This is a genomic window from Carboxylicivirga caseinilyticus (assembly GCF_050589785.1).
In the GTDB taxonomy this organism is placed as follows: domain Bacteria; phylum Bacteroidota; class Bacteroidia; order Bacteroidales; family Marinilabiliaceae; genus Carboxylicivirga; species Carboxylicivirga caseinilyticus.
Genome location: NZ_JBNGOX010000012.1, coordinates 1 through 14,356, shown reverse-complemented (window position 1 = coordinate 14,356; position 14,356 = coordinate 1). Strand labels below are relative to the sequence as shown.

5 protein-coding genes are annotated in these 14,356 nt (G+C 34.8%); 1 reads left to right on the top strand and 4 read right to left on the bottom strand.

Annotated features, from left to right (window positions below):
- Positions 1 to 7: 7 nt before the first annotated feature.
- The 4 genes from ACRD62_RS08225 to ACRD62_RS08210 all read right to left on the bottom strand — a co-directional run bounded on the left by ACRD62_RS08225 (position 8) and on the right by ACRD62_RS08210 (position 9,670).
- Entirely contained in the window at positions 8 to 3,163 is a 3,156-nt protein-coding gene (locus ACRD62_RS08225; protein WP_430819653.1) for a SusC/RagA family TonB-linked outer membrane protein, read from the bottom strand.
- Positions 3,164 to 3,241: 78 nt separating this feature from the next.
- Positions 3,242 to 5,068: an ELWxxDGT repeat protein gene (locus tag ACRD62_RS08220; protein ID WP_430819652.1), complete on the bottom strand. Its 1,827-nt coding sequence runs from the start codon at positions 5,066 to 5,068 to the stop codon at positions 3,242 to 3,244.
- A gap of 129 nt (positions 5,069 to 5,197) precedes the next feature.
- A complete protein-coding gene (locus tag ACRD62_RS08215; protein ID WP_430819651.1) occupies positions 5,198 to 6,247 on the bottom strand; it encodes a glycoside hydrolase family 43 protein in 1,050 nt (349 codons plus the stop codon).
- Between the two features lie 420 nt (positions 6,248 to 6,667).
- Positions 6,668 to 9,670 carry a PA14 domain-containing protein gene (locus ACRD62_RS08210; protein ID WP_430819650.1) on the bottom strand — a complete coding sequence of 1,001 codons (3,003 nt, stop codon included), beginning with the start codon at positions 9,668 to 9,670 and terminating at the stop codon, positions 6,668 to 6,670.
- Between the two features lie 483 nt (positions 9,671 to 10,153).
- Between ACRD62_RS08210 and ACRD62_RS08205 the strand changes: the two genes are divergently transcribed.
- Positions 10,154 to 14,194, top strand: coding sequence for a two-component regulator propeller domain-containing protein (locus ACRD62_RS08205; RefSeq protein ID WP_430819649.1), 4,041 nt, complete (start codon positions 10,154 to 10,156; stop codon positions 14,192 to 14,194).
- Positions 14,195 to 14,356: the final 162 nt, after the last annotated feature.

The following is a 14,356-nucleotide window of genomic DNA, read 5'->3' as shown; positions in this document are numbered from 1 at the left end:
AACTATTTTATAAACTGATTTTAAATCCAATAGTAAATGTTCTGGATTGAGGATAATTACCATGATCCACTCCCAATGCCAGGTTATTGCCGTCGGTACCAACAACCTTACCCACCTCAGGGTCAAACCCTTTGTATTTAGTCCAGGTAAACAAGTTATTGGCTCCAATAAACACTGATAAACCAGTTAATGATAAACGATTTAAAACAGCTTCATTAAAATTATAATTGAGTCGAACATCCTGTAATCGGATATATGAACCATCCTGTACCAGAAAATCTGACGATCTGAAATTTCTGTTTCTATCTGATGTTCTCAAATCAGGTACCGTTGCGCCAGTAGTATTTAAAGGAAAATAAGCACGATCTTCACGAAGTTGCCCCGACCATTGATTATCTCTTAAATCGGCGTAAACATTTCCGTTAGCCGCATTGCTCAGATAATAATCCATTACATTAAATATCTTATTGCCATATTGTCCATAAAAGAAAATATTCAGGTCGAAATTTTTATAGCTTAGAGCAATCGGCACTCCAAACATAAAATCAGGATGTGGTGATCCGAGAAATGTTCGATCTTCTGAATCAATAACATTATCGCCATTTAAATCCTTGAATTTAAAATCACCTGGTTGCGCTATTTGCTCAAAACTATTCTTATCGGCTTCATATTGAGCACTTGCTTCTATTTCTTCGTAAGTGTTAAAGATTCCATCGGTAACATATCCATAAAAACTACCAATAGGTCGCCCCACTTCTGTTTTGGTAACAAAATCCAGAATGCTTGATTCTGACAAATAGGATCCATAAATTGGTTCATTTCCTGTACCCAAACTAACTACTTCATTTTTGATATGTGAGATATTGAAACCTAAATCATACTTAAGTTTTCTGATCGATCCTTTATAATTCACATTGAATTCTATTCCTCGGTTACTTACAGATCCGGCATTAGTCATTGGGGCATTACTTACTCCGGCCGAAACGCTAATTGGTACCCGTAATAACATATCTGAAGTCAGTTTATCAAACACTTCGATGGTTGTGGTAAGTCTGTTGCGAAACATGCTTAAATCCAATCCGGCATTAAAAGTCTCGGTTTTTTCCCAAACAATATCCGAATTACCTAGTGAAGACGACGCCATCCCTGCATAAATCACATGGTTTCCAACGCCAAACGGATAGCCATATGATCCATTGGTACCGGTGTCGATCAATGTATATCGTGATAATTCATCAATACGATTATTTCCTAATTGTCCCCAACCTAATCTGATTTTACCAATGGTTAGCCAATCGACATTTTCTAAAAATGATTCAGAACTAAATTTCCATCCTAACGAAACAGATGGAAAAAGCCCCCACCGTTGAGACTTAGCAAATATGGAAGATGCATCCGCTCTAAAGTTTGCCTGAAGAAGGTAACGATCGTATAAGCTATAATTAATACGACTTACAAAGCCCATTGACGACCAGTTGCGAGCATATCCATCATTTACAAATCCTGCAAATGCACTTGACGGATATCGCGATGCTTCCTGATTATCTGCCGTTCCATAACTGGTTGAACTCGTATACTCATTGCTAAATCCTTCTAATGTTTGTCCAATCAAGAAATTGATATCATGAACCTCATTATTATAAAACAGGTTAATCAGGTTATTGACCTCCCATTTATTTGTCAGGTTACTGTATTTATAAACTGCTGATATGTCGGATGGCATATAAAAATCTTCTTCCAACTTACCTACCTCAGAAAAGTTACTCTCTTTACGTGTGGTCACATAATCAGATACTTTGAATTGATAACTTGCCCAGTCACCCATTTTTGCTGTTAAACTAAAGTTTAAATCAACCCTGTAATTCTCATTGCTATTATGCGAACGTTCTATCATTGCAATAGGATGATTTTCGGAATAATAGCCACGTGAGTTGTAAGTATAAACCATTGGACTTTGATATAATGCACGTTTCAATACACCCGAACTTCCCTGTGGAACAACCTGTTGATTATTATTGGTTAGAATCACATTGGTATTGGCTGTTAACCATGGACTGATCTTATTATTCAGATTTAACCGAACATTGATTCTTGAAAAATCGGATGTTTTAACAATCCCCTTTTCGTTATAATAGCTGGTACTTAATAAGTACTTGTTTTTTTCGTTACCTCCTGAGATAGAAAGGTTATATTGCTGTTTAATACCGGTTTGTGTAATTGCATCCCACCAGCTATCCGGCGAATTACGTGCAATGGTGTCTATTCTTTGAAATTTCTGATCATCGAAATATAAAGATCCGGCATCATCTTTTGAATAATACAACTGACCATCGGCAGAATAGTCGCTGGTCCCGTTAATATAATCAAGCATCAAAGCATAATCCTGAGTATTCATAACAGGTATGGTACGCCATGGACTCGAAAATCCCATATAACTATCGAACGTGATTCGTGTTTTGCCACTCTCACCCGATTTGGTTGTAACTAACACAACACCATTGGCACTTCGGGATCCATATACAGCACATGATGCTGCATCCTTTAGAATTTCAATATTGGCAATATCAGCAGGATTTATATGATTAATATTATCCGTTATAAACCCATCCACAACATAGAGCGGATCAGAATCATTAACCGTTCCTGTACCCCTGATTTTAATCATGGTACTGGCTCCTGGTGCACCCGTATTCTGAACAATCTGAACACCTGATGCTTTACCCTGCAAAGCTTGCACTGCAGATGCTACCGGAACAGAACTGATATCTTCTCCTTTTACTGAGGCAATTGCCCCTGTAACATCACTCTTTTTCTGAACACCATATCCAACCACAACTAAGTCATCCAACAACCGACTTTCATCCTGTAATAATATCTTAGCAGGCACCTTGTTGATTACAACAAACTCCTGATTCTCATAACCAAGAAAACTAATTACAAGAGTATCTCCTACACTTATTTTTATCTGATAATTACCATCTATATCTGTTATGGTTCCATTATAGGTTCCTTTTTCTACAACGTTGGCGCCTACTAATGGTTGCTGTGTATTTGCATCCAAAACACCTCCTGTTGCTACAAAACTTTCTTGTCCATGACTCAGAAATGGAAAACAAAAAAGTAATACGCCTATGATTGATTTGTAGTTTATTAATCGCTTCATTATTTCACTAATAGTTGAAGAATTATTCAAATGAAAAAGTGTTTACGGTGATAGTAAACCACCGTAAACACTCCTATTCTATTTAATAATAATGGTAGCCTTATTACTACTTGCAGATGTTGTAACTTCAACAATATACATTCCTGCAGTAATATTCGATACATTTACCTGATTCGATGAAGGCTCAGTAACAACTTTAACCAAGGCTCCTGCCATATCGTAAATACGAACTTTAAGAATTGATTCCACTGTTTGTATGGTAATCATATCTGATGCAGGATTTGGATAGATAGTAACGCTTGCGTACTCTACATCGTCAACAGCAGTTGCATTATCATCTTCAATTTCCTGACGGGTTCTGAATTCGATTTCCAGATTATCTTTATCAGCTACAGGATCAAAACTTGCTTTGCGATATGAGTAACTGTAAACCTGATTATTGAACGATGCAGCAAATACTAAATCTCCGCCCAGATTTCTTAAGTTATGAATCTGATCTCCTGAAGCATTTAAATTACATACTCTTACTGGTGTTTCATCTTTACTGTCTATTCTAAACAGTTTTTGTTTGTATTCATCAATATCACCCGATACATTAACAAAATACATACTTCCTGATACCACTGTAAATTCTTTGGCCCAGTTACTCTGAACTCCCGGTGCCAAATCAGATTGACGAGTTACAGTAGTTCCATCGGTATAATGAATTTCTCCTCCAAAGTTGTTCTCCAGACTGGAATCAAAACCTGTTGCTGCACAGAACATGTAAACACCATCAAATTCAATACCTTCATCTGTATAACTGTTGGATGTAGCTGTTGGAGCATTCTGATTGATATCAAAAACAGTATAATCTCCTTGATCCAGGTTTGTACAACCTAATTCATAACCTGTTTCAGGGCTGTAACCTCTGAAGTAGATTTTTCCATTGTATGGATATTGACAAACCTGACCGGCTCCACCACTATTTGGAAAATTACTTTCATTATAGGTAGGGTTACAATCATAAATTTCATAAGTTCCTTCCGGTGTTCCATCACTTGCCCATGGCTCATTCCCATTTTCAATGGTAAAGGCTTTAAAGAATAACTTCTCATTATAAAAGTTCTTGAACCAATCAAGTGCTGAGTTAGCTGTACCTGTTGCAATTTCCTCAACATTTATATCCATTAGAAAGTTAGTTCCTGCAGCAGTTCCATCGGTTACCCATAATTCTTCGCCAACAGTACCTTCTTTATTATCTGCTTTAAAGAACACCTTTCTACCAACACGAACATAAGGAGCATATAAACTGCTATTATCCTGCCCCGGATACCTCAAATCACACTGATAGATCATTTCTGTTCCATCTGTTGTACCATCACTAACCCACAACCAATATTGATTTCCAAATTGCTCACTATCGAAATCCATAGCTGCAAATACAAATTGCGTTTCATTTACCTGAACAAAACCTTTAGGATTAGAACTATCCAGAAAATGAATATCCTTAACCATATAAGTACCTGCTTCAGTACCATCTGAGATCCATAATTCTGTACCATTTGTTCCATCATTGGCACTAAAAACTACTTTATCATTAAATGGTGTAAGGTAAACTACTTCAGAACCTGAAGTTCCCGGGAAAATATCTTTAACCAAATGAGTTCCTTCTGCAGTACCATCTGTTACCCACAATTCTTCACCATTTGTATCATCAGATGCAGCAAAAAAAGCTTTATAACCGACTTCATCTGTTCCAGCAACAACCAAACTTTTATATTGAGCCCATTTGTAATCAGCATCGACATTAGCCGTTACACCATCAGGCAATAAAGCCACCATTCCGTCAGGTAAAGTTTGAGCATACATACCTTTTGCAAATAGACAAAAGGTTAAAACAAAAGAGAATAAAATTTTTTTCATAATACTTAGTTTAAATTAGTTGAGTCATTTGAGTAATTCCCGGAACTTACCAGAGAAATTACTTTGAATTGGATTAATTAAACTGTCTTAAAAATCAAGACATTAAAGGATTAGATATAAATAGGTATATTAATCATTGTCAGAGGATGACATCACAGGGATGATCACATTTTTTTCATCAACCGTAAAATCATAAACCTCAGTTTCTTCATTCCACTTCATTATCAATGGAACAATACGCGTTCTTCGGGGGCTCACTTTATCATAAGCATTATGCACATGATATACATAATAAAGTTGCTGATCCTTGCCCATAAAAATATCTCCATGGCCAGAACCGTTCTCTTTTACAATTGAACGATGAATAATTGGATTGTCTGTATTTTTTACCCAGGGCCCATAAGGCGAATCTGAGACAGCATAACCAACAGCATAATCAATATTCATGAAATGATTAGCAGAATAAAAAAGATAGTATTTGTCCTTTAGCTTCAAAACTGTCGGTCCCTCCATAATTGGATCGGAAGGATAATTATCTGTAGCTTCCCAGTCTTGAGTTTTACCAAAACATTGTTTTAACGTTTCAGGCAGCATTTTATCACTATCCATATCAAATTCAGCAACCCACAAGAAGTTACCTCTGTTAAATCGAACATGATATAAGTAATATTTACCGTCATTATCCTGAAACAGAAATGGATCAATATTCTTTTCTGAACCATCAACCGGACCCATAATTTTTTGAGTATATGGCCCCAATAGTTTTTTAGATTTTGCCAACGCAACCTGCTCATTGGCTGTATAAGCAAATAAATACTCCTTGTTATATTTTAGAATTTGTGGAGCCCAAAAACCATTCTCTCCAAAAGCTTTATGATCTTTTTGAAGAATCATGTGAAGATCCTTCTTTGAAGGAGAACTCCATACTTTTAAATCAGTTGACTTCAGGATGGCAAAACCCAGTGGTTGAATATTACGTGTACCGGTCAGATAGTAAATACCATCACTATAGTATATGGTAGGATCGGCATAAAATATTTCTTTCTGCTTTACTTTATTTGAACTACCTACTTTTGCAATCGGTTTGGATCCTTTTTTCTCTGTTTGTTGATTTCCCTCAGCAAAAACAATTAAGTGACTAAGACATAAAATGGCTAGTACTAACTTTAGACTTTTCATTATTTACCTGGTTAATTTTTGATAACACAAACATAGATTTGTTAACATCAACCGGGTAGCAGAAATGTTCTGAATTCGTATATTCTCGTTCTGATTCAGCCGAACAAAATTTACAAATACTGCTAATAAGAACACACAAAAATCTATATATCTTAACTTTACACTATAACTATTGTTCGTACATTATAAATGAATACATATTAACAATGCTGATAAGCATCGGAAGGTTGACCATTCAAATTGCTCTTTTTTCACATTATATTACATTCAATTAAATAGCAGTAAAAACTTTTCGAAGGGCAGAATTAAAAAATTAGCTATTATAAGAATTAAACTAGATGGATAGTGAATAGCAACTGATCAATCGCAAATGGATTGATGTTATTTCATGGCATTTGTTTAAGCAAAAGCAAGGATGTGCTACCTTTTTATAAACTTTTTGGATAGTAACTTACTATTTGCAGTAGTTAGATTGATGATATAAATCCCGTTTAATAGTTCAGAAGTGTCTATATCCAATTCAGTATTAACACCATCAATACTTGCATTATAAATAATCTGTCCATAAACATTAAAAATCTTCACACCAGAAATCATATCCGAACTTAAGACTTTAAGGTTATTATCAACCGGATTTGGATAAATCTCAAAATCATTAATTCTGTTTCCATCAACTGAATTGGCAACAGACTCCACTGGTGCTGTATAAATAGAAACAGGAGAATACAACCTGGATTTAGGTACTATTTCGTTTTCCTGAGATACACTTGACCATTCTACGGCACAGTTTGCTGCCCCATCAATATCACAATAATCAACCTGTATCCGGCTTTTTATTCCGGCTTTTAAATTGATGCTTCCAGAATATTCGCCCTGATCATTACCCCATGCATTTATGATTAATTTATCGTTTATCCATAACCGACATCCATTATCCGACAGTATTTTGAATGTATAATTTTCAGTATATTGTGGTAAAACAAATCCATTCCATCTTACTGAAAATAAATCATTATTAACTCCCGAAACTGGAGATGTATCTCCCCAGTCGAAATTTATTTCACTGTCCACTCTGGAAGTAATGAAATCCTCAAAATCTTTTCCATTATAATAATTACCGGCAAGTCCGTTTCCCAAAGGCACATATGCAAACAATTTATTTTGAGGAATAACCTGTCGGTATTGTTGAGAACTTGACCATTCGAGTTTACAATTTGCACCTCCATTATATTCAAAATACTCAACTCTTATATCGTATTTCTGACCTGCATTTAAATCCATAGTGCCAGAATACTCTATATCCCAGTCATTATACAAAGCATCAATAACCAACTTGTTATCGATCCAAAGCCTTCTGCCATTATCAGAAGTTAAATAAAATGTATAAGTTCCACTATAGGATGGTTTTACCTGGCCACTCCAATTAATGGAGAAATTATCATTATTAACATTAACCATAGGAGATCCTGTTCCCCAATTGAAATTTATATTTGCATCTTTTCGAGCACCAATAGGTGTTTCAAATTTCAAACCATTATAATAATAGCCGTTTAATCCGTTTCCAGCACTTACAGAGTTAGAAACCTCAACGGTACAAGCAGATGAGTATCCACCTTCCAGTGTAGTAACAGTAATATTAGCCGACCCCTCGGAATGAGCAGTCACAATACCATCTTCACTTACTGTTGCAACAAGGCTATTATCGCTACTCCACGAAACCATTCTGTTTTGTGAATTATTGGGAGTAACAATTGCTGTTAATTGTTCCGTTTCTCCCGTGCTTAGCAAAATGGAACCTGGGGTAATAGTAACACCCGAAACTTCAAGATTAGCTCCCGGATCAATATCTAATCCATTTGATTCTCTTAATAGCTGAAATAAATGGTCGGGACGAACAACTTCATAATTTGCATCCAGCGAATTGGCAACATTTTTAAAGGTAGTAGGCGTTGCCCCCTGCCATGGTTGACATTGTATTAGAATAAACCGTGGAGAATTTCCATCCCATCCCTCCGAACCATATCCTATATGGGCCAGCATATTTTCTTCATTCCAACAATAATTACAAGTCAAAGGTTTTCCGGGTAGTGAGTTGTTATAAATAGCCAGTTTGGCTCCTGTATCCTGCCCCGTCAATCCTAAGGTAGTAGGCGCATATTCAGCAAAAGCCTGACCAACGTCAAGATCAATTCCCCCGGTTATTGTATTCCATATTGTAATAACTCTCAAACCTGCAAGCTTGTTATATTCTTCTGTTTTAGTAACAAAACGATTCAATGCATCCTGATTTGGGAAATAGTTGGGATACGAATAACCAAAACCAGATGGCCCGGATACCAGATTATCATTTTCGGTTGAAGATTGCCAGTAATAATTCAGTGCTCCTGGCATAGCATCCACCATTGCAGGTGAAACAGTCCATCCAAGAGGTACGGAACCCCTATCCGGATTATTCCAAAGTTTTCGCATCAAATGCTCGACATACTGCAGATTATCACCATCGCTGAGAATAAATGCAACATATAGCTTATTTTCCAATTCGGGTTTCTGAGGTATCGGCTTTTTACTGATGCACCTTGGCATACCACTATGCATAGTTAAGTTTGTTGACCAATCACTGGCAATGGTAGCTACACCAAAGATTGAAGCTACTTTAACACCTGCAGCTTCTTCGGGCCACCATCCCATAAAACTGGCTCCCTCTGTCATACTTTGTAAAAAATCTCTTAGCAACAATAATTCTTCATAAACATCTGGATCCAACCAAATCACTGCCACTCCCAGAGCTACAGCATATTCTCTTAAAGCAGCTTTGTGAACAGCCGGATTTAAACCTATCAACAAACGATGTTCAAGCCCCGACCAATAATTATCATAAAGATCCTGGTATACCTCCATCTTTGAAGCATACTTCCCTCTTAGATCGGTTAATATTGGGAGGTTATAAGGTGCAGAGGTTAATTTCGAAACTAATGCAGGAGATGCAACTAATGCTTTTTGGTCATGAGCCAACATGGTGGCCAAATTAACAGTGTGTAATTGATCTGCATCATAGACAATAATACCACTAATTTCGTCTATATATTTAGATATCAAAATCCACGGATCGTTATATTCAGTCCAGCTCAGATTCAGCGATTCCAGCCACGTGTAAGGCCCCTCTCCAAAAGCATCACCTTCGTAAGAAAAGATCCTGGGTTGAGTCATATTTACAACTCCTTTCAATGATGCAAACAAATACATTTCATCACTGCTCAAATTATTTTCATTCAGATATATTAAGTCCTGATTTTGTTGTGGAGCAGGAAAAGAGGGTAACAACTGTCCGGAAGGCCAGACGATCTGCGCAATTGCAGGTTTAATCAACACTAACATTAAGGTAAGTATCAATATTTTCCGAATGCAAGTGGACTTTCTATTCATTGATAATTTCATTTTTATTCAGGATTCAGTTTTTTGAGTGCATCAACTATTTTAATACAATTAACATATCCAATACACTCAAAAACTTGTAAGTTTTTATTCATGAGATGATATTTTGAAATAAGTAAAGAGTGAAAGATTTCAAAGCTCATTAAGTTGATATAGTTACCATATCCAAACGACTTTTCAGATTAAACCGTTTAGTAATATTGTTCTGATTTCATATAATTTTGTTCTAAAACATCTGAAAAAGTTAAGAAACCAAAATCATTAGTCGGTTTAAGAAGTTGATATTATTACATTTACACAAACATCATTTCCATCTATTTGTATAAATTGATAAAACATTAAAAATGACTGATTGTAGTGAATCCACATTCTTTTTATATTTGAGTTTCACACTGTATTACATTTCATTCTTTAATCTGATAAGCTAACTGCCAATAGTTATGCTTATTGCTAAGAATTAGTAATTTCTTTAACATGCTGAATCAAATTTTAAAACACTTCATCCTTTCAATTCTGATTGTTTCTTCGATTATTGAAATGTCGGCAGAAAACAATCGCTTTGTACATCTTACAGACAGGGATGGATTGCCTCATCAGCAAATTGAAGCTTTGTTTCAGGATCAAAACGGTTATTTATGGATCGGTACCAAATGCGGACTATGCAAATACGACGGATATAATTTTGTTTCATTTTTTAATGTACAGAATGATTCAACCAGCTTAATGCATAACTTCATTAAAGAAATTTATGAAGATCATAAACACAGATTATGGATTGGACATTCAATTGGTATATCAAGATATATTCCAGAAACGAATAGCTTTAAAAATTACAATCTCAACAAATCATTAATACATACCATCAAAAGCACATCCAAGGGTGAAATATATGCAAGTGGTGCTTTTTTATTTAAGTACAATGAGTTGAAAGATGAGTTCGAACAAATAAAAGACAATGCAAACACATTATACTATTCAATGGTGATAAATGCCGATGATGAAATTTTTTTAACTACAAGCAATGGAATTGTAAACTATAATGACACAACAAATGCCTATACCTACTTAAATCCAACCATTTATAAAGATTTTTTAAATGTTTCAGATAGAAATATCATAACTCCTATGTTTTTTGATTCTCACCAAAACCTCTGGATAAGTAGAAATCACAAGGGAATTCAGCGTGTAAATCTTAAAACTCAGAAAATAAAAATCTGGGATGAGCAATCTATTTCAGACGGGGTTGTTCGTGTTATTTCAGAAGATAACAAAGGTAATATCTGGTTAGGTACCGAGAAAGGTATTACAATTATCAACACTCAGGGTCAAGTGGAAATAATCCAACAGGACTTCTCGAATAATAATACATTAAACGATAATCCCATCTACTCCATTTTACATGATAAAAAAGGTAATACATGGATTGGAACTTATTTTGGAGGGATTAACATAGTCTTAAGCAGTTCAGAATTATTCAATATTATTGAACCTGGAATAAGTAATTTTGACCTTAAAGGGAAAGCAGTCAGAAGGCTTGTTGAGATAAACGATGACTTATGGATTGCTACTGAAGATGGTGGCTTGAATGTTTACAATAAACAAACAAAGAAAATTAAGTCACTACCTCAATTTGGTAATAATGTACATGAGTTATTATACGATTCATTGACGAACGAACTTTGGGTCGGCACCTTTTTATCAGGACTTTATAACTACAACATAAAGACAAAGAAAACACAAAGATTTCGTGCTAATGACCACAAAGGATTGGAGTCTGACGCAATTTTTTCTTTGGTAAAAGATTCAAATCAAACAATATGGATTGGTTCAACAATCGGACTTCGCTATTACGATAAAACTTCCAACTCCTTTAAATCAATTAACAACCGTTTAGTTTCCTCTGAATTCATTTATACAATGCTGATTGACAAAGAGGATAACCTATGGCTAGGAACTGTCAACCTTGGCCTTTTCAAATACAATATTGCCAGTGGAGAAATCACCCATCTTCAAAGCAATGAAAATAACCCTACCCTCCTGGATAATTACATCACCTATTTGTATCAGGACAAAAAGGGAATCATCTGGATTGGAACCAACAACAAAGGATTACATCAGTTAAATCCGGAAAACAACAGAATTACTCATTTGGAAATTTCGAATTACAATAATGACAAATCAATTTGTGGTATTCTGGAAGATGACAATCACAAACTCTGGGTTAGTACCCATGCCGGATTAATTTGTTTAAATAAGGAAAGGAATTCAGTTACAAAATACACCACAGATGAAGGTCTTCCCATTAATCAGTTCAACTATTCGTCCTGTCTTAGAAGTAATAACGGACAATTTTATTTCGGTAGTATCTATGGCTTAATTGGTTTTTATCCCAACAAATTAGAATTACCAAAAGAAGAGTTAAAGGTTAATTTGGTTAATTTATTCATTGATAATAAAGTTGTTTTGGCCGATAATCCCAATAGTCCTTTGAAAAAAAGTTTGAACAAGACAAAACAAATAGAGTTGACTTATGCTCAATCAAAAAACTTTTACATTGACTATTCTGCCATTCTGCCCGGACACACAAGCACCATTAATTATGCTGTTAAATTAATTGGGAGAGATACTAACTGGATAAATGTTGGTAATCAACGAAGAATAGTCTGTTCCAACATTCCTAACGGTAAATATACATTGATGGTGCGAGCTAATAACTCATCTATCAATTGGGATGATGCTCCAATAACCCAGATTGACATCATCATAAATCCACCTTTTTATCGTTCTAAATATGCCTTTATACTTTATTTTCTGTTTCTAATTGGACTTTCATACATCGTAATAAAAATATCCAGTTCTCGCCTACAACAAAAAAATCTGATACGAATTGCATTGATGGAAAAAGAGAAATTAAAAGAAATCAATAAAATAAAAATTGACTTCTTCACCTCTATCTCTCACGAATTAAAAACTCCTTTATCTTTAATCGCTGCACCATTAAAATCAATTATTAGCAACACTAACTTAACAGGAGATATTAAGAAACGTCTTCAACTGGCACACCGAAATGCCATTAAGATGGTAAGTCTTATTGATGAATTAACCACCTTTAATAAAGTTGAAAACGGGCTTTTGAGACTTCATCTTGTCAATGGCAATCCATTACATTTCATTAAAAACCAAGTTGAATTGTATTATGAGAACATATATGCCAAAGAGTTAACTTTAACCCTTAACATTGAAGACCATGGTGAAGATGTCTGGTTCTCTCCCTCTCATCTTGAAAAGATTGTAAATAATTTACTTTCCAATGCCATTAAATTTACCCCACAAGGCAAAGAAATCAGAATATCAGGTTCATTGACTGATAATTTAGAAGGTGATATCTTCTTAAAATTAAAAATTGAGGACAGTGGAATTGGTATTCCTCAAAATGAACTATCTCATATTTTTGATGAGTATTACCAAATAAAATCTGAGAACTCTGAAGATTTTAATGGTTGGGGTATTGGGTTATCTCTCACCAAAAAATTAGTTAAACTGCATAAAGGAAAGATTGAGGTCTCCAGTGAATTAAACGTTGGATCTGAATTTGGATTGGAAATAAATGTAACTAAAAGTACATTCGAAAACGATGAGCTGGTGACCATTGAAAAAGAAGAAAGCTTTCTTAAGAACTACCGGTATTCTGAAATAGCTATGCCTGTTGATGAAAGGAGTTTTGACAAGCAGAAAATTGAATCTATTAAGGTAAATAAACAAGTAATATTGATTGTTGATGACAATAAGGAACTGGTAAATTTTACTGCTGATTTATTTTCGAATAAATACAGAATATTAACTGCTGACAATGGTTTAAATGCACTAAATATTATCCAGAAAGATGTTCCCGATTTAATTATTAGTGATGTTATGATGCCTCAAATGAACGGCTATGAGTTCTGTAAAAAAATTAAGAATGACATCTTAACCTCTCACATTCCGGTTTTTCTGTTAACAGCTAAAAACGATCAACAAAATCATATTGAAGGTTTTCAATGTGGAGCTAATGCATATATCACCAAACCATTCGATCCTAATGAATTGGCATTACAGGTTAACAACATGCTGGAATTAAAACATCAGCAACAGAAAGAAATGCAGGATTTTATTTATTCCAATAAAGAGATAGATTCTATCAGTAACCCGGATAACGAATTTATTCTGAAACTTAACAATTTGATTGACGAAAATATAGATAATACACTCTTCCAGGTTTCTGATATCACCGGTAAATTAGGGATCAGCAGAACCGTATTGCATGTAAAAATGAAAAACCTTTTGGATATGCCAATTAGTGAATACATCAGAAAAAAACGATTACATTATGCAAAAAGGTTATTAAGTGCAGGAATTAACATAGCTGAAACATCCTTTAAATGTGGTTTCTCAAGTCCAAGTTATTTTAGCAAATGTTTCAAAACCGAATTTGATATTTCACCTTCTGATTTCTTAAAAACTGAAAAACCAATGTAATATCAAGGTTTGCATAAATATTTAAGATTAGCCAATGCGCTGATTAACTATTGGATATAACCTTAACTAGGGATATTCAGAAGTTGATTTATTTCTTTGATAATTAAGTAATTATCACTATCTTAAAAGTGTAACAAAACCCCGAAAACAGGCACTTTTGCC